Origin of the sequence: Aquirufa sp., from assembly GCF_044239315.1 — a bacterium.
Taxonomy (GTDB): Bacteria; Bacteroidota; Bacteroidia; order Cytophagales; family Spirosomataceae; genus Aquirufa.
On the sequence record NZ_JBIIBQ010000001.1, the window covers coordinates 19,703 to 38,229 of the forward strand.

Annotated in this window: 24 protein-coding genes; 15 read left to right on the plus strand and 9 right to left on the minus strand. The window is 42.4% G+C overall.

The window, feature by feature from the left end; all coding sequences use genetic code 11:
- The first annotated feature begins 230 nt into the window (after window positions 1–230).
- Window positions 231–1,202 (plus strand): aldo/keto reductase, encoded by a 972-nt coding sequence (locus ACILP5_RS00100; RefSeq protein ID WP_395616605.1) that lies wholly within the window; start codon window positions 231–233, stop codon window positions 1,200–1,202.
- On the opposite strand, the gene ACILP5_RS00105 is transcribed toward ACILP5_RS00100, so the two are convergent.
- A complete protein-coding gene (locus ACILP5_RS00105) occupies window positions 1,183–1,893 on the minus strand; it encodes a thioredoxin domain-containing protein (RefSeq protein WP_395616606.1) in 711 nt (236 codons plus the stop codon). The two genes, ACILP5_RS00100 and ACILP5_RS00105, sit on opposite strands and share 20 nt — an antisense overlap.
- 93 nt (window positions 1,894–1,986) lie before the next feature.
- On the opposite strand from ACILP5_RS00105, the gene eno reads away from it, so the two are divergent.
- Both eno and ACILP5_RS00115 read left to right on the plus strand, forming a co-directional pair.
- Entirely contained in the window at window positions 1,987–3,264 is a 1,278-nt protein-coding gene (gene eno, locus ACILP5_RS00110) for a phosphopyruvate hydratase (protein WP_395616607.1), read from the plus strand.
- Window positions 3,265–3,268: 4 nt separating this feature from the next.
- Window positions 3,269–3,589, plus strand: a complete 321-nt coding sequence (locus ACILP5_RS00115) for a septum formation initiator family protein (RefSeq protein ID WP_395616608.1) — start codon at window positions 3,269–3,271, stop codon at window positions 3,587–3,589.
- A gap of 382 nt (window positions 3,590–3,971) precedes the next feature.
- Here the strand turns inward: ACILP5_RS00115 and gpmI are convergent, their stop codons facing one another.
- Entirely contained in the window at window positions 3,972–5,492 is a 1,521-nt protein-coding gene (gene gpmI, locus ACILP5_RS00120) for a 2,3-bisphosphoglycerate-independent phosphoglycerate mutase (RefSeq protein ID WP_395616609.1), read from the minus strand.
- Window positions 5,493–5,544: 52 nt separating this feature from the next.
- Window positions 5,545–6,222 carry an NAD-dependent epimerase/dehydratase family protein gene (locus ACILP5_RS00125; RefSeq protein WP_395616610.1) on the minus strand — a complete coding sequence of 226 codons (678 nt, stop codon included), beginning with the start codon at window positions 6,220–6,222 and terminating at the stop codon, window positions 5,545–5,547.
- A 26-nt stretch (window positions 6,223–6,248) separates the two neighbouring features.
- Between ACILP5_RS00125 and ACILP5_RS00130 the strand changes: the two genes are divergently transcribed.
- Complete coding sequence (locus ACILP5_RS00130; protein ID WP_395616611.1) at window positions 6,249–6,638, plus strand: Dabb family protein; 390 nt, start codon at window positions 6,249–6,251, stop codon at window positions 6,636–6,638.
- Between the two features lie 352 nt (window positions 6,639–6,990).
- On the opposite strand, the gene ACILP5_RS00135 is transcribed toward ACILP5_RS00130, so the two are convergent.
- Complete coding sequence (locus ACILP5_RS00135) at window positions 6,991–7,416, minus strand: hypothetical protein (protein WP_395616612.1); 426 nt, start codon at window positions 7,414–7,416, stop codon at window positions 6,991–6,993.
- Window positions 7,417–7,627: 211 nt separating this feature from the next.
- Entirely contained in the window at window positions 7,628–8,275 is a 648-nt protein-coding gene (locus ACILP5_RS00140; protein WP_395616613.1) for a TVP38/TMEM64 family protein, read from the minus strand.
- 56 nt (window positions 8,276–8,331) lie between these two features.
- Here ACILP5_RS00140 and hisH point away from each other — a divergent pair, with 56 nt between their 5' ends.
- The 5 genes from hisH to ACILP5_RS00165 are packed head-to-tail and all read left to right on the plus strand — an operon-like array spanning window position 8,332 to window position 11,358.
- Window positions 8,332–8,919, plus strand: coding sequence for an imidazole glycerol phosphate synthase subunit HisH (gene hisH / locus ACILP5_RS00145; protein WP_395616614.1), 588 nt, complete (start codon window positions 8,332–8,334; stop codon window positions 8,917–8,919).
- 1 nt (window position 8,920) lies between these two features.
- The gene (gene hisA, locus ACILP5_RS00150; protein ID WP_395616615.1) at window positions 8,921–9,649 is read left to right on the plus strand and encodes a 1-(5-phosphoribosyl)-5-[(5-phosphoribosylamino)methylideneamino]imidazole-4-carboxamide isomerase; all 729 of its coding nucleotides are present in this window, start codon (window positions 8,921–8,923) and stop codon (window positions 9,647–9,649) included.
- On the plus strand, window positions 9,643–10,404 hold the full coding sequence (gene hisF, locus ACILP5_RS00155) for an imidazole glycerol phosphate synthase subunit HisF (RefSeq protein ID WP_395616616.1): 762 nt from the start codon (window positions 9,643–9,645) through the stop codon (window positions 10,402–10,404). Before hisA ends, hisF begins: the two co-directional genes overlap by 7 nt.
- 7 nt (window positions 10,405–10,411) lie before the next feature.
- Entirely contained in the window at window positions 10,412–11,011 is a 600-nt protein-coding gene (gene hisIE / locus ACILP5_RS00160; protein ID WP_395616617.1) for a bifunctional phosphoribosyl-AMP cyclohydrolase/phosphoribosyl-ATP diphosphatase HisIE, read from the plus strand.
- Window positions 11,012–11,019: 8 nt separating this feature from the next.
- Complete coding sequence (locus ACILP5_RS00165; RefSeq protein ID WP_395616618.1) at window positions 11,020–11,358, plus strand: phage holin family protein; 339 nt, start codon at window positions 11,020–11,022, stop codon at window positions 11,356–11,358.
- Between the two features lie 111 nt (window positions 11,359–11,469).
- On the opposite strand, the gene ACILP5_RS00170 is transcribed toward ACILP5_RS00165, so the two are convergent.
- From ACILP5_RS00170 to ACILP5_RS00185, 4 genes are all read right to left on the minus strand, one after another.
- A complete protein-coding gene (locus tag ACILP5_RS00170) occupies window positions 11,470–11,670 on the minus strand; it encodes a hypothetical protein (protein WP_395616619.1) in 201 nt (66 codons plus the stop codon).
- Between the two features lie 12 nt (window positions 11,671–11,682).
- On the minus strand, window positions 11,683–12,102 hold the full coding sequence (locus ACILP5_RS00175; protein WP_395616620.1) for a helix-turn-helix domain-containing protein: 420 nt from the start codon (window positions 12,100–12,102) through the stop codon (window positions 11,683–11,685).
- Between the two features lie 75 nt (window positions 12,103–12,177).
- Window positions 12,178–12,474, minus strand: a complete 297-nt coding sequence (locus tag ACILP5_RS00180; RefSeq protein ID WP_395616621.1) for a helix-turn-helix domain-containing protein — start codon at window positions 12,472–12,474, stop codon at window positions 12,178–12,180.
- Window positions 12,475–12,583: 109 nt separating this feature from the next.
- Window positions 12,584–12,895: a nucleotidyltransferase family protein gene (locus ACILP5_RS00185; RefSeq protein WP_395616622.1), complete on the minus strand. Its 312-nt coding sequence runs from the start codon at window positions 12,893–12,895 to the stop codon at window positions 12,584–12,586.
- Between the two features lie 96 nt (window positions 12,896–12,991).
- Here ACILP5_RS00185 and ACILP5_RS00190 point away from each other — a divergent pair, with 96 nt between their 5' ends.
- From ACILP5_RS00190 to ACILP5_RS00215, 6 genes are all read left to right on the plus strand, one after another.
- Complete coding sequence (locus ACILP5_RS00190) at window positions 12,992–14,350, plus strand: MFS transporter (RefSeq protein WP_395616623.1); 1,359 nt, start codon at window positions 12,992–12,994, stop codon at window positions 14,348–14,350.
- A gap of 63 nt (window positions 14,351–14,413) precedes the next feature.
- A complete protein-coding gene (locus ACILP5_RS00195) occupies window positions 14,414–14,569 on the plus strand; it encodes a hypothetical protein (RefSeq protein ID WP_395616624.1) in 156 nt (51 codons plus the stop codon).
- Window positions 14,570–14,688: 119 nt separating this feature from the next.
- Window positions 14,689–15,111, plus strand: coding sequence for an adenylyltransferase/cytidyltransferase family protein (locus tag ACILP5_RS00200; RefSeq protein ID WP_395616625.1), 423 nt, complete (start codon window positions 14,689–14,691; stop codon window positions 15,109–15,111).
- Between the two features lie 30 nt (window positions 15,112–15,141).
- Window positions 15,142–16,203, plus strand: coding sequence for a GDP-mannose 4,6-dehydratase (gene gmd, locus ACILP5_RS00205; RefSeq protein ID WP_395616626.1), 1,062 nt, complete (start codon window positions 15,142–15,144; stop codon window positions 16,201–16,203).
- A gap of 5 nt (window positions 16,204–16,208) precedes the next feature.
- Entirely contained in the window at window positions 16,209–17,510 is a 1,302-nt protein-coding gene (locus ACILP5_RS00210) for a UDP-glucose dehydrogenase family protein (protein WP_395616627.1), read from the plus strand.
- A gap of 12 nt (window positions 17,511–17,522) precedes the next feature.
- Window positions 17,523–18,497 carry a UDP-glucuronic acid decarboxylase family protein gene (locus ACILP5_RS00215; protein WP_395616628.1) on the plus strand — a complete coding sequence of 325 codons (975 nt, stop codon included), beginning with the start codon at window positions 17,523–17,525 and terminating at the stop codon, window positions 18,495–18,497.
- Window positions 18,498–18,527 lie beyond the last annotated feature (30 nt).

Below are 18,527 nucleotides of genomic sequence, written 5' to 3' on the forward strand. Positions count from 1 at the left end.
GGCCCGATTACTATTTAAAGCACTTATAATTAGGTTATTTGCGTTATTGACTATTTATTGATTTATTTCGTTTATTAACCGGTTGATAAATAATAGTTTACATATATTATTTGATATAAAAAGATGTTTAGATCGATATTTATGTTGTTATTTTTTGGGATTTCACGTACTATTCGGTCTAGTTTATTTGAATAGGTTTAATTTTTTAAAGTTTTTGAAAAATCTACATTATGAAAACAAGACGTTTTGGCCGCACTAATTGGGCATTAAGTGAAGTGGGATATGGTATGTGGGGATTAGCCGGATGGACCGGTTCAGACATTGAAGAAGTCAATAAATCGTTAGACCGTTCGGTCGAGTTAGGTTGTAATTTCTTTGACACCGCTTGGGGATATGCAGAAGGAAAATCGGAGGAAATATTAGGAGGACTTTTGAGACGTCATAAAGAAACGACTTTGTATGCGGCAACGAAGATTCCGCCCAAAAACTTTACTTGGCCATCTAAGACTCACTTTAAAATCGAAGATTGTTTTCCAGCTGCGCACATTGTAGAATACACGGAGAAAAGTTTGCGTAATCTGAAAGTGGAGCAAATTGATTTACAGCAATTCCATGTGTGGGAGGATGCTTGGGCGGATCGCGATGATTGGAAGATGGCGGTTGAGAAATTAACAAAAGAAGGCAAGGTAGCGCATTGGGGAGTTTCGGTGAATCGTTGGGAGCCAAACAATTGTTTGCAGACGTTGGAGACTGGATTGATCTCATCTGTGCAAGTGATTTATAATATTTTTGACCAAAACCCAGAAGACCAGTTATTCCCTCTATGTAAGAAATTAGACGTGGGTGTAATTGCGCGCGTGCCTTTTGATGAAGGGAGTTTGACGGGTTTGATGACCTATGAAACTACATTCCCGGCAAATGATTGGCGTTCGACCTATTTCGTTCCTGAGAATTTAATTTCAAGTGTAGATCATGCCAATGCGTTGAAGTCATTGTTACCAGAAGGAATGGAATTGCCTGAAATGGCCTTGCGTTTTATACTATCTAATCCGGATGTGGGCACGATCATTCCTGGTATGCGCAAGATCAAACACGTGGAAAGCAATATTGCTACCTCGGATGGAAATGGTTTATCAACAGAATTAATCGAAGAATTGCGTGCGCACCGTTGGGAGCGTCAGCCTACTTCTTGGTCGCAGTAAAGAGTTCTTTTAACGCGGCCTCTTCCCGGAATCCCGATGTTTTAGTGATCATCTCACCTTTCGAGAAGACCATGAAACTCGGGATTTCGTCTATTCCATAGGCTTGCATGATGGCCTGGTTACCGTCTGCTTCTACCTTAAGTACGGTCACTTTGCCTTTGAATTCTTCGGCTAATTTATCGACGATGGGCATCATTTTTAGGCAAGGCGCACACCATTTGGCATAAAAATCAACCACAACGGCATCGGATGAAGCGATTTCTTTTTTGAAGTCTGCCAAATTCCAGGCCGCATCATGCTTCACATCGGGCACACCCTCTAATGGCTTCATCCTTGTCGTCCACTTCAAATAACCCCCTTTCATTTCTGTTACTTGAAAACCAGCCGCACGCATTTGCTCTGCAGCCTGGGCAGAGCGCCCGCCGGAAAGACAGTAGATAAGGACGGGTTTATCTTTGGAAAGTTGCGCGACCTTGGCGTTGAAATCTGGGGAACGAAAATCGATGTTCATCGCCTTTGGCAAATGCCCTCCTCCAAATTCTCCAGAAGTCCGAACATCCAGCAAATAAGCGTTCGGCGTCTGCTGAATCTTCTTTTCGAAGGCGTCTACGTCTATATTTTGAGCGAAAGCATTGAGACTCAGCAGGGATACTAAGATACATACGAGTGAGTTCGATATACATTTTATCATCTGGTAATACGTATTTAGGTAAAAAAAGCGTTAATTTGCAAGGCAATTTAGCCAATAAGTTAGTATTTCTATAATCAAAACAACTATAATACGATGAGTGCAATACAGTATGTACACGCAAGACAAATTTTAGATTCACGCGGAAATCCAACGATTGAGGTGGATATTAAGACCGAAGACGGTGCTTTTGGACGTGCAGCAGTTCCTTCTGGAGCTTCTACAGGTATCCACGAAGCAGTAGAACTTCGTGACGAAGACAAATCAGTTTATGTTGGAAAAGGTGTTTTAAAAGCAGTTGAGAATGTAAATACTTCCATTGCTGAAGAATTATGGGGGTTAGAAGTGTCTGAGCAAAACATGATCGATAACATCATGATTGAATTAGACGGAACTCCTAACAAGAGCAAATTAGGCGCTAACGCGATCCTAGGTGTTTCTATGGCGGTTGCGAAAGCAGCAGCTCAAGAAGCTGGTTTATCGTTATATCGTTACATCGGTGGCGTTAACGCTAATACATTACCAGTTCCGATGATGAACATCTTAAACGGTGGTTCTCACGCTGATAACTCAATTGATTTCCAAGAATTCATGGTAATGCCAGCGAAAGCGGAGTCATTCTCACACGCTTTACGTATGGGTACAGAAGTTTTCCACGCATTGAAAGGTGTGTTGAAGTCCAAAGGATATTCTACTAACGTAGGTGATGAAGGTGGTTTTGCCCCGAACATCAAGTCGAACGAAGAGGCCATCGAAATCGTATTGCAATCGATCGAAAAAGCAGGTTACAAGCCAGGCGAAGAAATCTTCATCGCCATGGATGCCGCTGCATCTGAATTCTACGATGAGAAAACAGGTTTATATACGTTCAAAAAATCAGACGGAAAGCAATTAAACTCAATGGAGATGGCTGCTTACTGGAAGACTTGGGCTGACAAATACCCGATCATCTCGATTGAAGACGGTATGGCTGAAGACGATTGGGCAGGTTGGGCTGAGCAAACGAAATTGATCGGTTCTAAGTGTCAACTAGTAGGTGACGATTTATTTGTAACGAACGTGAAGCGTTTACAACAAGGTATCGAAAAAGGTGTAGCAAACGCAGTTTTAGTAAAAGTGAACCAAATCGGTTCATTAACTGAAACAATCGACACAGTAAACTTAGCGAAGCGTAACTCATATAAGAACATCATGTCACACCGTTCAGGAGAGACAGAAGATGCAACCATCGCTGACTTAGCAGTTGCATTGAACACAGGCCAAATCAAAACTGGTTCTGCGTCTCGTTCTGACCGTATGGCTAAATACAACCAATTGCTTCGCATTGAGGAGGAATTAGGTGCTAACGCATATTTTCCAGGTTTAAATTTCTAATTCGATGCTCGAACGCGTTCGTAGTCTATTTTTAGGGCCAAATCGTTTCTATTACGTCTCCACTAGTGTTTTGCTGGTTTGGATGTTCGTTTTAGATAGCAATGATATTACGGTTCAATATAGACTTTACACCGAACTGGCGGACTTAAAGGCAGAACACGAATACTATCGGCTTAAATTAAAAGAGCTGAAGCAAGAACGTGCTGCTGTGATGGGCAACCCGGCGTTGTTAGAAAAATACGCGCGAGAGAAATATTATATGAAGCGCCCCAAAGAGGATGTTTTTGTGATCGTCGATCAGGATAATCAACCGATTGAGAAATAAAAAAAGCCCGGCATTCGCTGGGCTTTTTTATTTCAAAGAGCAAAGTTCAAAGAGCAAAGTTCAAAGCAAAAAGATCAAAGATAGCATCGCCTGTGGCTCAGTCGTCACTACGTGACTTAGTCATCGCCATGCGATTTAGTCACAACGGAGTCGTTAAGTCATTGCTTCGCAATTTGGTCTTTGAAATTTGCTCTTTGATAATTGACAGAATGTGTCAAAACGCGAAAATACCATTTAGCACTTTGAAAGTATTTTAATTCTTTTTTGCGCTAGGAACGCCTCAAGGCATTTCCGGACTTCGGACTCATTCCCTTCGGACTAAGCGACGCAGTCGCGACTAAGTCCCACAGGGACGACTCATTGACTCGCCGCACAGCGGCGACTAAAATAACGCCTCCCCCGTCATCTCCTTAGGTTGAGCCACACCCATTAGTTTCAAGATGGTAGGTGAAACGTCCCCTAATTTTCCATCGCGAAGCTCAGGTTTGAAGTCGTTATCTACCAAAATACAAGGAACCAAATTTGTCGAGTGCGCCGTGTTTGGTGAACCATCTTCGTTCATCATCACGTCCGCGTTACCGTGGTCAGCGATAATGATGAAGGAATAGCCATGCGCTAAACCCGCTGTTACCACTGCCTCTGCACAAGCATCAACTGTTTCTACTGCCTTAACTACTGCAGAGAAAACGCCTGTGTGCCCCACCATATCTGGATTAGCGAAGTTTAAGCAAACGAAGTCAACCTCTTCTTTTTCTAATTCTGGGATCAACGCATCGCGAAGATCTGCGGCGGACATTTCGGGTTGAAGATCGTAGGTCGCGACTTTAGGGGAGTTGCGTAAGATATTTTGTTGTCCTTCAAAAAGTGCCTCGCGGCCCCCTGAGAAGAAGAACGTAACGTGCGGATATTTTTCGGTTTCGGCGATGCGAATTTGTTTTTTGCCGGCGCCTTCTAAAACTTCACCCATCGTCATAGGTAAGTTAGAGTCGTTGAAGATGACGTGGACGTTTTGGAATTCTTTATCGTATTCCGTCATCGTCAAGTAATACAAATTCAATTTCTGCATGCCCTCTTCAGGAAAATCACGTTGCGTCAACGCTTGCGTGATTTCGCGACCGCGGTCAGTGCGGAAGTTGAAGCAGATCACCACGTCGCCCTCTTGGACATTGCCCACAGGAGCGCCTGAGGCATCTGTCATAATAATTGGGTGGATGAATTCGTCCGTTACACCAGCAGCGTAGCTTTCTTCGATTGATTTCAACACATCTGTAGAAGGATTTCCTTCTCCATTTACCATCGCTTTGTAAGCCAAAGCCACACGCTCCCAGCGATTATCGCGGTCCATCGCGTAGTAACGACCCGTTACTGACGCGATTTGCGTGTTGGTTTTTAGGGTATGATTGTATAAATCGGTCATGAATTTCAGACCTGATTTGGGATCAGTGTCACGACCATCCGTGAAAGCGTGAACAAAAACCTTGCCCAAACCTGCTTCAGACGCCGTCGAAAGCAAGGATTTCAAGTGCTCGATGTGCGCGTGAACGCCACCGTCGGACACAAGACCCATGAAGTGAACGGATTTGTTATTCGCTTTCGCGTAGTCGAACGCTTTCGCTAATTCAGGCTCTTGGCCCAACGTATTTTCTGTGACTGCTTTGTTGATGCGAACTAAGTTTTGGTAGACCACGCGGCCTGCCCCTAAGTTCATGTGGCCCACTTCGGAGTTACCCATTTGGCCCTCTGGTAAACCCACCGCTAAGCCGGACGCCTCTAATTTCGAGTGCGCATATTTGCCGTAAAGCGAGGAGATAAATGGCGTTTTCGCCGCATCGATAGCGGAAACTTTGGGGTTTGTTGCGATGCCCCAGCCATCTAAAATCATTAAAACTACTTTCTTATCCATTCTTAATTGTATTACATTTCAGGGCAAAAATACCCATTTCCCGGGACTTCCCCTAGATTCTGTTTTTCATTTGTTCTGCCAAAACCTTAATATCCACCACCTCTATCGTCTTCTTCTCCACAGGAAAAGCAGAAACTTCGATCATCGCTTTGGCTAATTCTTCCAAAGTCGAAGCCGTCTTCCCTGCCACCAATAATAGCAGCGGATACATCCAATCAATATATTTATAGTATTTCAAGGTGAATTTATTCCCTTTCATTGGCTGCAAATACCCCGGTCTAAACGAATAAGAATCCCTAAAACCCATTTTCTTGAGGTCATTTTCCGTCTTCCCCTTCACCCTCGCCCACATGATCGAACCCTTCTCCGTGCTATCGGTGGACATCCCTGAAATATAACTGAAGCTGATCTTTTTCGGCATTTGGGCTGCAAAACCCAACGTCAAGTCGTAGGTCTTGCGTCTAAATTCCTCCTCCTTCATCCCCACAGACGAAACTCCTAAACAAAATAGGCACGCATCGTAGTCTTTTACGACCTCTTTGATCTCTTCTGGCTTATAAAAATCGGCCAAAAAATACTCTTTTAACTTCGGATGCGAGTGACCAGAGGGCTTGCGACTAATCGCCAAAACCTCACTCACAAAAGGCGACCGCAACGCCTCCAGCATCACGCCCTCGCCTACCATACCGGTCACACCGGTCACAATCACTTTGATTTGTGGAATTTCCATTGTAGAATTGAAAAAATATTAAACCTATGTCTACCTCTCGCCGCGACTTTATCGCCCTTGCCTCCACTTTGCCCTTTGCGGCATCAGCAGAACCGTCTACGAAAATGACTTTTATACATCACGTTTTGTTTTGGGCCAAAAACCCCACCTCCACCACCGAAACCGATCAACTCTACCGCGCCCTAAAATCTTTAGGAACCCTCCCAATGATCGCCTCAGCCCACGTAGGCAAGCCTATCGTCACCGATTTTGACAAACCCGTTACAGAAGCAAGTTACACCTTTTCAGTGGTCCTCGTTTTCGACAGCGCCGAAAAAGAAAAGGAATATCTCTACCACCCCCTCCACAAGAAGTTCATAGATGAGAACAAGCACCTTTGGGGAAAAGTTCAGGTGATAGATTCGGAGGCACTTTAGTCGTCCTGCGGCCGAAGTGGGCAGTAGGCAGTTGACAGTCGTCAGTATCCGGTAATCAGTATCCAGTATCCAGTAGTCAGTGAAATAGTTCGGAGGTATGACTTTGAAATAATAAATGATTACTTGAGTAATAACAGAACGATGCCTATTGTTATCGATAATTGGCTTACCCAGAAAAGGAATATCCATTTTAGAATATCGAATTTCGTTTCAGAAAGTTTTTGACTTACAAATTCCTTTGTAGCAAGATTCTGATCTATACAATCGCGCATTTCGTGAATAGTAGATGAAATAGGTTGTATTGCAAATTCAAAATTGAAACGTTATTAGCCGCTTTAGGACTTAGTCAAATTTATTTTTTGATAAGCATCATAACTACGGCAATAGTCACTGACATTTGACCGACCCAAAAAATAAACATCCATTTCAAATTGTCGGCTTTGAATTCAGAAATGAAATTTTCAAGTTTATTGATTTTTTCGGAGAGACTTGTTTCTAACTTGTTTGTTCGATCAATACTATTTGAATCTATTTGACTCATTTTTTCAAAGAGACTAATTCCTAAGTTATTTGTTCGATCAATGCTATTTGAATCTATTTGATTCATTTTTTCGGTGATTCCGAAAAGTTTTAGATCTAAATATTCTTTAGTCACCAGATTCTCAAATCGGTGATCTTGCAGTTCGTGAATACTCGATACAAATTCCATTGCGTCGGTGTCGTTTAGGTTCAATTTAGCACGAGCTAAATCGTATAATTTGATGTTTAGTGGTTGCATAGATAAATGTAGGTTTATTTAACGGTAAAGCAACTTTTTAAACTGATATTTAAACAGTAGTCAGTCGACAGTCGTCAGTGGACAGTAAAATAGGCTGCAGATTTGTTCTTTGCTCTTTGAATATTGACACATTCTGTCAATACCTGAAAACCCCTCTCAGTACCTCGAGCTTATTTCATCACAATAGTGCCAAAGAAGCCCAGAAAGGTCATTACTTAAAAGAACGACGCCCTAGCACATACATTCCAACCGCGGAAACGATCAACAACAGCAAAGAAACCACATCTTGCCAACGCAAAAGTTCAGGTCGCGCAAACAACAAAGCCCACGAAGACGCCGAAATTCCAGTAAAGACGGCTAAAAACGTACGAGGTAGCATCCCCAAAGTTCCAGCCGTTATAAACCAACGAAAGGGCACACCTACGAAGGCCATGATCGCGTTTGTGATCGCAAATGGGAAAATAGGAGAAAGCCGCGCGAGGAATACCCACGAAAAGGAGGATGACCGCACGTTTGTCAGGAAACTAGAAGGAACGCGCGACAGCAGAGCTGTCGCGCCGAATTGTTTGGCAAGAAAATAACCGAGCGCCGAAGCCGCCGAGTAAGCCAAAATCAAGGGCAACAATCCAGAAAACCCATACACATAGCCTGTAAACAAGGCAAAAAACGTCGTTGGACAAAGCGCCAGGCCCATAATCAGGGCAGCGCAAATCCAAAAAACCACGGAACCCAGCAAAGAAAACGAAGTGAAAAACGAAGGATTTGCCAGCGCGTAATAGCCCAAAAAGCCAGACGCCAGCAGCGGTAAAAGCCCCATCCAAACAAGGTAAAGCGATTCGTAAACGAGTTTTTTGTTCATAAAAGGGCCGCGCGAAGGAGGCAATTATCCCCCAAAGTTAATACCTTTGTACGCTTATGGAAATTGCAATCATAAAATACAATGCGGGAAATGTGGCGTCGGTGATGTACGCGTTGGACCGTATTGGGCAAAAGTACAAGTGGACGGATGATCCTGAGGAGATTAAAAAGGCCGACAAAGTGATTTTTCCGGGGGTAGGTGAGGCGAGTACGGCGATGGCTTATTTGAAAGAAAAGGGCCTCGACACCTTGATAAAAGGCTTAAAGCAACCTGTTTTGGCCACTTGCATCGGCATGCAATTGTTGTGCAAGCACTCGGAAGAGGGAAATGTGGATTGCATCGGGGTGTTTGACGTGGAGGTGAAGAAGTTCCAAAGCAAAGACTTGAAAATCCCCCACGTAGGATGGAATTCGATCACTGTAAAAGGGGACAATCCCTTAATGAAAGGACTTAAAGCAGAAGAATTCGTCTATTTCGTGCACTCGTTTTATGCGCCCGTAAATGCGTATACGACAGCGGTTTGTGAGTATGTGCAGCCGTTTTCGGCGATGTTACACAAGGATAATTTTTATGCCGCGCAGTTTCACGCGGAGATCAGCGGAAAGGCTGGCGAACAAATTTTGAAAAATTTCTTAGCACTCTAATATGTTTCAATTAATTCCGGCGATCGATCTGATAAATGGGCAATGCGTACGCTTGACTCAGGGGGATTATGGCCAAAAAAAGGTCTATTCCGAGGATCCTTTGGAGATTGCCAAAGCCTTCGAGGGAGCCGGAATTCAACGATTACACTTGGTGGATTTGGACGGAGCAAAGGCAAAAAAGATTGTGAACGCAGCCGTATTAGAGCGAATCGCATCGAACACATCGCTTCACATTGATTTTGGCGGAGGAGTTCAGTCCGACGAAATGATCGATACCGCTTTCTCTGCCGGTGCAGCCCAAATCACTGCCGGCAGTATTGCCGTTCGGAATCCAGAACTAGTTTGTGAATGGCTACAGAAGTACGGATCGGAGAAGATTATTTTAGGGGCAGACGCCCAAAACGAAATGATCGCCGTGTCTGGCTGGCAAGAGAATTCGAACATCTCGATTTTTGACTTTTTGGAGGATTACACGGCGAAAGGAGCGAAATATGTGATTTCTACGGATGTCGCCAAAGACGGCTTATTACAAGGTCCCAGCTTCGATTTATACGAAAAGATTCAGGCCTCGAGCCCATCGCTGAGCGTGATTGCGAGTGGTGGCGTGGCTTGCATGGAGGATCTCGTTCGTTTACGAGATATGAATTTGTTCGGGGTGATTGTGGGGATGGCATTTTATGAAGGTCGGATTAGTTTAGCGGATTTGGCCAAATTTTCAGCATCATGTTAACAAAGCGCATCATACCCTGTCTAGATATTAAGGAAGGTCGAACCGTGAAAGGGACGAACTTCGTAGACCTCCGCGACGCTGGTGATCCAGTAGAGCTGGGTGCCCTTTATGCCCAGCAGGGAGCAGATGAACTAGTTTTCTTAGATATTACGGCGACGGTCGATGACCGCAAAACCTTAGTGAATTTAGTCCGCGAAGTCGCGCGGCATGTCAATATTCCCTTTACTGTGGGTGGTGGAATTTCGTCTATTTCGGATGTTTCAGCTTTGTTGAATGCCGGCGCGGACAAAGTTTCTATTAACTCCTCTGCTGTGCGCCGGCCGGAGCTGGTGGATGAATTGGCTTTGGCTTTTGGCTCTCAATGCATCATCGTCGCGATCGACACACGCTTTGAACCCGCCGCGGGCCTGGACTTCGTCCACACCCACGGCGGCAGACGCATCACCGAACTAAAAACCCTGGAATGGGCCAGCGAAGTTGAAAACCGCGGCGCCGGAGAAATCTTATTAACCTCGATGGATGCCGACGGCACGAAAGCAGGCTTCGCCTGTGATTTAACCGCCAAAGTGTCCTCGGCAGCCTCCATTCCCATCATCGCCTCTGGCGGAGCAGGAACGATGGAACATTTTACTGAAGTATTTACCAGTGGCAAAGCCGACGCCGGTCTCGCCGCGAGTATATTTCACTTTAAAGAAATTGAAATTTTGGCATTGAAGAATTACCTTGCAACCCAAGGCATCCCGATGCGCATTTAATAGAAATATGTCACAGCAACCCGATTTTTCCAAAGGCCTCGTGCCTGCTATCATCCAAGATGCGTCCACGCGCACGGTTCTCATGTTAGGCTACATGAATGAAGAGGCGTATGCGAAGACCGTTTCTGAGCAGCGCGTGACTTTTTTCAGCCGTTCGAAGAACCGTCTTTGGACCAAAGGCGAAGAATCAGGCAACTTCCTCGACGTCATCAGCCTTTCGATCGATTGCGACGCGGACACCATTTTAATTCAGGCCAAACCAGCCGGCCCCACCTGCCACACCGGAGCAGACACCTGTTTCAACGAGTCAAACGCAGACAATGCTGCCTGGCTTGATCAACTAAAACACGTGATAAGGAGCCGCAAAACCGCTCCCGCTTCATCTTCTTACACCGCCTCCCTTTTTCAATTAGGCACCCACAAAGTCGCCCAAAAAGTAGGCGAAGAAGCCGTCGAACTCGTTATCGAAGCTTTAATGCAAAACGATGACCTTTTCAAAGGCGAAGCGGCCGACTTAATTTTCCACTTACTCGTCTTATTAGAAGACCGTGGCATCGATTTAAGCGAAATCATCGCCGTTCTTCAATCTCGTCACGCATCTAAATAATCTATCTTATGATCGGTTTCATCATTCGTTACATCATTATCGCTGGGGTCGTATTAGTAATTCCTCGCTATTTAAAAGGAATCACCGTAGATGGATTTACCACTGCACTTTTAGTCGCTCTAGCGATGGGTTTCGTGAATTCGTTTATTAAACCTGTGTTAAAGATCATCAGCTTCCCTATCACATTTATGACTTTAGGGTTGTTTTCTTTAGTGATTTCGGTAGGTCTGGTCTATTTAGTGGCAGCATATGTTCCAGGATTTGCGGTAACTGGGTTTATTGCGCCGTTAATTTTTAGCTTTCTTGTGTCGCTTTCGACTTCTTTTGTAGGGCTATTTACTAAATAGGCCTCTGGAGGCAGTTTTTGCTAAAATTTGTCTCGAAGTACTGAGAGGGCTTTTCAGGTATTGACAGATTCTGTCAATTTGCAGTAATGACTTGTACAATCACGTGACATCTCATCTTTTTCGCAAATCATTCAAGAACTTCCGCGAGTCAAAAATCAATGTCTTCGTCGGTACAGGAGCCACAATCACGGATTCGCTGAATACTTCTTTGTCTTTTTCGATGATAGTAATCGTCACTTTCGTGAACTTGTAGGGGCCCATGTGGCCGTTGTAGAAGAGCAGGGGCTCTTTTGGGTTAAAGAAGTTAAACATGTTTTCAAGGGTTTAGTGGTTAGTGACGCCGTGGCGGCGGAATTGAAAATGACGTAGTGTGACGGCCTGGGTGTGGTCGTAGACGATGGCATTTTTGAGGATGAGTTTGAAACTGAATTTCCTTTCAAGCTTTACTTTGTGGAATTTAAGGAAGTATTTGACGTCTTTTTCTGCATCAGGTAAAGCGTCCTCCACTAAATGTTCAAAGCCTACAAAGGACCGTTTTATGCGCTCCCGCATCCAAAACACACAAAGTTCGCGCGCGTCTACCTGGTGGTAATGGGCAAAAATGATGACGAGGTCGATGTCTGGGATGCGGTTGCCGTTTTCGTATTTGCTCAAAAGTCCGGCATCGATCCCGAGATCCTGCGCCATCACGTGCAGCGGAACCGCACGGATGAGCTTCAGGTATCTAGAGAAGTGGTTAAACATATTGATTAGTGGTTTGGTGTTCCAAAAGTATCACCTTGAAATCCAACCTCCTAACAGCTTATTGATAATCTAAAATCAGATTTTGATATTTAGTTCCAAACGCCCTCCAAGGCCTAATTCAACGATTTTTTGCAAGGTTGAAATTCTGATTTCTGCCAAATTATTTTCTGCTAATGAAATACTGTACCTAGATGTTCCGCATTTTTCCGCAAATTCTTCTTGCGTCAGTTGGAGTTTTTGCCGCGCTATTTTAATCATTGCGCTTATTTTGAAAAGCTGCGCTCCCCATTCGAATTCATTTCTGGATGCTGACCCTATCTTACCGTAATGCTCTTCGATCAATTGATCTAATGTGGTGATGTTCTTTTTCATAGTGGTTCTTTTTAGTTGAAATTGTTTTTGCGATTTTAGGTATTGACAGTTTGTGTCAAAACCTGAAAAAGTCATTTAGCAAAGTGAGAGCCAGATTAGTAAAAACTGGCTATAGGCTCCGCAGGGGCATATTTTCATAAATTAATATCTTCTCGCGGTTAAGTTGTTTTGCAATACTCTTCAATGAGGCGCCTAGCATGACGATGTCAATCTTTTGCGCTGTAAGCTGGGAAAGATCATGTTGGATTTCGGCTAGGTCAAAAAGGGTGAAAGGGGTGTTTTTGTAAACTTGAATCTGAATATCTATATCGCTAGTGGGAGATTGGGTGCCACGGGCGTGGGAGCCAAAGAGCCAGGCGCGGCGGATGGGCGCTTTTTGTTGGAAGTAAGAGGCGATAAGATCGAGTGTATTCGAGTTCATATGGAAAGATAGTTAAATTCGAATGGAATAATGGATAAGAGAACGACTACTATTGTGATATTTTCTGTATTTTTAGGAAGAAATTGAGAATACTATATGCAAGAGTTCGATAATAATAAAGTACCTATTAAGAAGTTGTGGCAGGTGATTATGGCGTCGAGTGTGGGGACGGTGATTGAGTGGTATGACTTTTATATTTTTGGGAGTTTGAGTGCGATTATTTCGGTTAGCTTCTTTCCGAAGGAGGATCCGACGGCGGCGTTTATTTCGACGCTGGCGGCTTTTGGGGCGGGGTTTGTGGCTAGGCCTTTTGGTGGGGTGATTTTTGGGAGGTTAGGGGACTTGATTGGGAGGAAGTATACGTTTTTGTTGACGCTGCTGTTGATGGGTGGGTCGACGTTTGCGATTGCGTTTATACCGAGTTATGAGAAGATTGGGTTAGTGGCTCCTGCTTTGCTTTTGGCATTAAGAATCATACAGGGATTAGCCTTAGGGGGCGAATATGGGGGCGCCGCGACCTACGTCGCGGAATATGCACCGGACGCAGAACGCGGGAAGTACACGTCCTACATCCAAACCACCGCCACCCTTGGATTCTTCGTCTCTATCTTGGTCATTTTAGTGACCCAGCAAGTTATGGGCGATGCGGCCTTCAAAGACTGGGGCTGGCGCGTGCCTTTCGCCCTATCCGGCATCCTCGTGGTCGTTTCCTATTTCATCCGCCGAAACATGGACGAGTCGCCACTCTTCTCCAAACTCAAAGCCGAAGGGCGACTCTCCGAAAACCCTTTAAAAGAAGCCTTCGCGAGCAAGGCAAACCGTCGCTTAATGCTCATCGCGATGTTTGGTGCTATCGTAGGCCAAGGCGTAGTCTGGCATACAGGCCAATTTTATGCCCAAATCTTCATTAACAAGATTCTGCAGGTCGATTTCATCACAACAAATCTTATTATCGCCGCGAGCTTAGTGGTGGGGACGCCTCTCTTCGTCTATTTCGGCAGCTTATCTGACCGCGTGGGTCGCAAGAAAGTGATGCTGGGCGGGATGGCCCTCGCTGCGCTCGGGTACTACCCTTTATTCTCATGGATGGCCACCATCGTCACTGAAGAGGGTACCTTAATCAATGGTTCGATCTTTCTAACCTGGACGGGCAAGCTCGAATTAGCTTTCATTTGCAGCTTATTGGTGAGTTTCGCGGCGATGGCCTACGGCCCGATCGCCGCCTTCCTGGTCGAACTTTTCCCCACCAAAATCCGCTATACCTCTCTTTCCATCCCGTATCACTTTGCTAATGGGGTGTTCGGTGGCTGTGCCCCTTTCGTAGCCACCTGGCTGGGATCGATCACTCACTCGAATTTCGCTGGATTGTTCTACCCCATCGCCCTGGCGGCCTTAACGGTCATCGTAGGCGTGATTTATTTACCAGAAACAAAGGGAAAAGCACTGAGTGACTAAAATAGGACTTTTCCGTTAATTCGGTGGACATATTTTGAAATATTCCCATTAAATAAATATGCTTTGGCGCTAAACCAAAATGGGGGTATATTTGTTGTTGAATTTCGTTTTTCTGAGAAGACTTATGGTGTGACTCAGGATGGCGAAGCCGTGGAGAAAGAAAAGGATAGAAGATTAGTGTGGTCCATTCGGCCGAATCTTATTCGTGGATTTACTTAAATCAAGGAATCGTCCATTATAGGCTTTATACAGTTTTCTATAAAATGTAGTTAATTTCAAAACCATTTAAAAAAAAGGTTTTGTTGTACAGTTTGGTAGCATAATAAAAGTTAAATCACATGAAGCAAAAAGCAATCATTGTAAGTGGCTATTTTAATCCAATTCACAAAGGACACATCGAATATTTTAACAATGCGAAAGCAAATGGCGATAAATTGATAGTGATTGTAAATAGTGATCACCAAAGAGCCATAAAGGGTTCTAAAGAGTTTCAAAAAGAAGATGAAAGAGTTTTTATAGTATCAAATGTTAAAAGTGTTGACATGGTTTTTTTGTCTATAGATCAAGATAGAACGGTATGTGCAACTATTAAATATGTTTATGATCAATTATCATCTGTTTATGACCTAGCCTTTGCTAATGGTGGGGACCAAAATAATAATTCTATCCCAGAAGTGCCAATTTGTAATGATTTAGGTATTGAGTTGATTGATGGATTAGGGGACAAAATTCAATCTTCTAGTTGGTTGTTGGAAAAATAAATTTTGAAATAATTTTAAAATCTACGAGTTTTGAAAAAAGCATTAGTTACAGGAATTACAGGCCAAGACGGAGCATATCTTGCTGAATTCTTATTAAAAAAGGGATATGAAGTTCACGGTGTAAAACGCAGATCTTCATTAATTAACACTCAACGCATCGATCATTTGTATCAGGATCCTCATGTACCTGATCGAAACTTACATTTACATTATGGCGATTTAACTGATAGTACGAATCTTATTCGTATCATTCAAGAAGTGCAACCGGATGAAATTTATAACCTGGCAGCTATGAGTCATGTTCATGTAAGTTTTGAAACGCCTGAATATACTGCCAATGCAGATGGTATTGGAACATTAAGAATTCTAGAAGCCGTGCGATTATTAGGTTTAATAAAGAAGACAAAGATTTATCAAGCCTCAACATCTGAGCTATATGGTTTAGTTCAGGCCGTTCCTCAATCTGAAACTACGCCATTTTATCCGCGTTCTCCGTATGCAGTAGCTAAGTTATATGCCTATTGGATAACAGTTAACTATAGGGAGGCATACGATATGTTTGCTTGTAATGGAATTTTATTTAATCATGAGTCTCCACAAAGAGGGGAGACTTTTGTTACTCGCAAAATTACACGTGCTACGGCTAAAATTGTTTTAGGTCAGGAAGATTGTTTGTATTTAGGTAACTTAAACTCTGAACGTGATTGGGGTCATGCCAAAGACTATATTGAAGGCATGTGGCTTATTTTACAACAAGAAAAGCCAGAAGATTACGTGTTAGCAACTGGAGTAACTACAACTATTCGTGAATTTGTAAGAATGTCTTTTGCAGAAGTTGGGGTAGAATTAGGATTTGAAGGAGAAGGAGTAAATGAAATTGGTTTTGTTATAAATTGTACCGGAGAATTTCAACTTGAAAAAGGAAGAGTCATTGTAAAGGTTGATCCAAAATATTTTAGGCCAACGGAGGTAGAATTACTTTTAGGAGATCCAACTAAAGCCAAAACTAAATTGGGGTGGGTGCCTAAATATGACTTACAAGGATTAGTAAAAGAGATGGTAGAATGTGACGTTAATTTATTTAGAAAATAGTCTTTATGAAAATTGCAGTTGTAGGTACAGGGTATGTTGGGTTAGTAACAGGTACATGTTTTGCAGAAACTGGGAATAAAGTTACGTGTGTTGATATTGATGAAACCAAGGTTAATAAATTAAAATCTGGTAACATTACTATTTATGAACCAGGCTTAGAGAAAATTTTTTTAAGGAATATTAAAGAGAATCGATTAAAATTCACTACAAATTTAGTAGATGCAGTAATAGATGCTGAGATTATCTTTTTAGCATTGCCTACTCCCCCAGGTGCAGACGGGAGTGCAGATTTAAAATATGTGTTGGGCGTTGCAGATCAATTAGGGAAAATTTTATCAGGATATAAAGTAATTGTGAATAAGAGCACCGTGCCTGTTGGTACCGCTGATAAGGTAAAAGCAGCTATAGAAAAAAACTATAGTGGAGTATTTGACGTAGTAAGTAATCCTGAGTTTTTAAGAGAGGGTGTGGCTGTGGATGACTTCATGAAACCAGATCGTGTAGTAGTGGGTACAAAATCAGAGAGTGCTAAAAAATTAATGAGTGACTTATATGCGCCATTTGTGAGACAGGGGAATCCTATCATCTTTATGGATGAGCGTAGTTCGGAATTAACAAAATATGCAGCCAATAGTTTCCTTGCAACAAAAATATCATTCATGAATGAAATCGCTCAACTGTGTGAGCGAATGGGAGCAGATGTTGATATGGTTAGAAGTGGAGTGGGATCAGATGAAAGAATTGGAAAAAGGTTTTTATTTCCTGGGATTGGATATGGGGGCTCTTGTTTTCCCAAAGATGTACAAGCATTGATTATGTCATCTGATGAAGTAGATTATGATTTTGAGATTTTAAAATCAGTAGAGAAAGTAAATGCACGTCAAAAACTGCACATAGTACAGAAAATTAAGACTTATTTTAATAATGATTTAAGAGGTAAACATTTTTCTTTGTGGGGCTTAGCCTTTAAGCCTAATACAGATGATATAAGAGAGGCTCCGGCGTTGGTAATCATTGATTCTTTGATAGAAGCAGGTGCTACTATATGCGCATATGATCCAGAGGCAATTCCAAATGTTAAAAAGCAGATTGGGGATAAAATAAAATATGCAGAAAATCAATATGAAGCCTTGGTTAATGCTGATGGATTAATCATTGCCACAGAGTGGAGCGAGTTTAGAACACCTGATTTTGAAATAATGGGTAATAAAATCAAGAGCAAAATTATATTTGATGGCAGAAATTTATTTGATGTTAATAAAATGAACGAACTTGGATATTATTATAAATCCATAGGGCGAAAATAATCATCTTAATATATGTTTCAGAAAAAAATATTAATTGCAGGCGGTGCAGGTTTTTTAGGATCACATTTATGTGATCGTTTTATTAAAGAAGGGTATTATGTAATTGCAATGGATAGCCTGATAACAGGTGACTTACAAAATATTGATCATTTGAAAAGTAATCCCAATTTTGAGTTTATCCATCACGATATAACTAAACATATTAAAATAGAAGGGAAATTAGATTATATACTAAATTTTGCATCTCCGGCGAGCCCAATTGATTATTTAAAGATTCCAATACAAACTTTAAAAGTAGGTGCATTAGGAACTCATAATTTGCTAGGATTAGCTAAATCAAAGAGAGCAAGGATTCTAGTAGCAAGTACGAGTGAGGTTTATGGTGATCCGTTAGTTCATCCTCAAGCAGAGGAATATTGGGGAAATGTTAATCCAATTGGTCCAAGAGGTGTTTATGATGAAGCTAAGCGTTTTATGGAATCTATAACTATGGCTTACCATACTTTTCATAATCTGGAAACAAGAATAGTTCGAATTTTTAACACGTATGGTCCAAGAATGCGGCTTAATGATGGAAGAGCGTTACCAGCATTTATTGGGCAAGCGTTACGAGGAGAAGATTTAACAGTGTTTGGCGATGGCTCACAAACTAGAAGCTTTTGTTATGTGGATGATTTGGTAGAAGGTATTTATAGATTATTATTAAGTGATTATACACTCCCAGTGAATATCGGTAACCCCAATGAAATTAGTCTAAAAGATTTTGCGGAGGAAGTGTTACAGCTTACTGGATCCAATGTAAAAATTATTTATAAAGATTTGCCAAAAGACGATCCCAAGCAAAGAAAGCCCGATATTTCAAAAGCTATTGAAATTTTAGGATGGGAGCCAATTGTAAATCGTAAAGAAGGATTAGGTAAAACATATAATTATTTTAAATCATTGCCACCAAGTGAGTTGACCAAATTGCCCTTAGAGTTTTGCTAATTTATATTGATATATTTAGAATACGTAACT

What these genes read in the sequence shown, in the direction of transcription:
- hisH (WP_395616614.1), top strand. Translation starts at nt 8,332, where the DNA reads ATGGAAATTGCAATCATAAAATACAATGCGGGAAATGTGGCGTCGGTG.
- ACILP5_RS00210 (WP_395616627.1), top strand. Translation starts at nt 16,209, where the DNA reads ATGAAAATTGCAGTTGTAGGTACAGGGTATGTTGGGTTAGTAACAGGT.
- hisA (WP_395616615.1), top strand. Translation starts at nt 8,921, where the DNA reads ATGTTTCAATTAATTCCGGCGATCGATCTGATAAATGGGCAATGCGTA.
- gpmI (WP_395616609.1), bottom strand. Translation starts at nt 5,492, where the DNA reads ATGGATAAGAAAGTAGTTTTAATGATTTTAGATGGCTGGGGCATCGCA.
- ACILP5_RS00115 (WP_395616608.1), top strand. Translation starts at nt 3,269, where the DNA reads ATGCTCGAACGCGTTCGTAGTCTATTTTTAGGGCCAAATCGTTTCTAT.
- ACILP5_RS00200 (WP_395616625.1), top strand. Translation starts at nt 14,689, where the DNA reads ATGAAGCAAAAAGCAATCATTGTAAGTGGCTATTTTAATCCAATTCAC.
- ACILP5_RS00170 (WP_395616619.1), bottom strand. Translation starts at nt 11,670, where the DNA reads ATGTTTAACTTCTTTAACCCAAAAGAGCCCCTGCTCTTCTACAACGGC.
- ACILP5_RS00125 (WP_395616610.1), bottom strand. Translation starts at nt 6,222, where the DNA reads ATGGAAATTCCACAAATCAAAGTGATTGTGACCGGTGTGACCGGTATG.
- ACILP5_RS00130 (WP_395616611.1), top strand. Translation starts at nt 6,249, where the DNA reads ATGTCTACCTCTCGCCGCGACTTTATCGCCCTTGCCTCCACTTTGCCC.
- ACILP5_RS00135 (WP_395616612.1), bottom strand. Translation starts at nt 7,416, where the DNA reads ATGCAACCACTAAACATCAAATTATACGATTTAGCTCGTGCTAAATTG.
- ACILP5_RS00185 (WP_395616622.1), bottom strand. Translation starts at nt 12,895, where the DNA reads ATGAACTCGAATACACTCGATCTTATCGCCTCTTACTTCCAACAAAAA.
- ACILP5_RS00140 (WP_395616613.1), bottom strand. Translation starts at nt 8,275, where the DNA reads ATGAACAAAAAACTCGTTTACGAATCGCTTTACCTTGTTTGGATGGGG.
- ACILP5_RS00180 (WP_395616621.1), bottom strand. Translation starts at nt 12,474, where the DNA reads ATGAAAAAGAACATCACCACATTAGATCAATTGATCGAAGAGCATTAC.
- ACILP5_RS00215 (WP_395616628.1), top strand. Translation starts at nt 17,523, where the DNA reads ATGTTTCAGAAAAAAATATTAATTGCAGGCGGTGCAGGTTTTTTAGGA.
- ACILP5_RS00175 (WP_395616620.1), bottom strand. Translation starts at nt 12,102, where the DNA reads ATGTTTAACCACTTCTCTAGATACCTGAAGCTCATCCGTGCGGTTCCG.
- eno (WP_395616607.1), top strand. Translation starts at nt 1,987, where the DNA reads ATGAGTGCAATACAGTATGTACACGCAAGACAAATTTTAGATTCACGC.
- ACILP5_RS00190 (WP_395616623.1), top strand. Translation starts at nt 12,992, where the DNA reads ATGCAAGAGTTCGATAATAATAAAGTACCTATTAAGAAGTTGTGGCAG.
- ACILP5_RS00100 (WP_395616605.1), top strand. Translation starts at nt 231, where the DNA reads ATGAAAACAAGACGTTTTGGCCGCACTAATTGGGCATTAAGTGAAGTG.
- hisIE (WP_395616617.1), top strand. Translation starts at nt 10,412, where the DNA reads ATGTCACAGCAACCCGATTTTTCCAAAGGCCTCGTGCCTGCTATCATC.
- ACILP5_RS00165 (WP_395616618.1), top strand. Translation starts at nt 11,020, where the DNA reads ATGATCGGTTTCATCATTCGTTACATCATTATCGCTGGGGTCGTATTA.
- ACILP5_RS00105 (WP_395616606.1), bottom strand. Translation starts at nt 1,893, where the DNA reads ATGATAAAATGTATATCGAACTCACTCGTATGTATCTTAGTATCCCTG.
- hisF (WP_395616616.1), top strand. Translation starts at nt 9,643, where the DNA reads ATGTTAACAAAGCGCATCATACCCTGTCTAGATATTAAGGAAGGTCGA.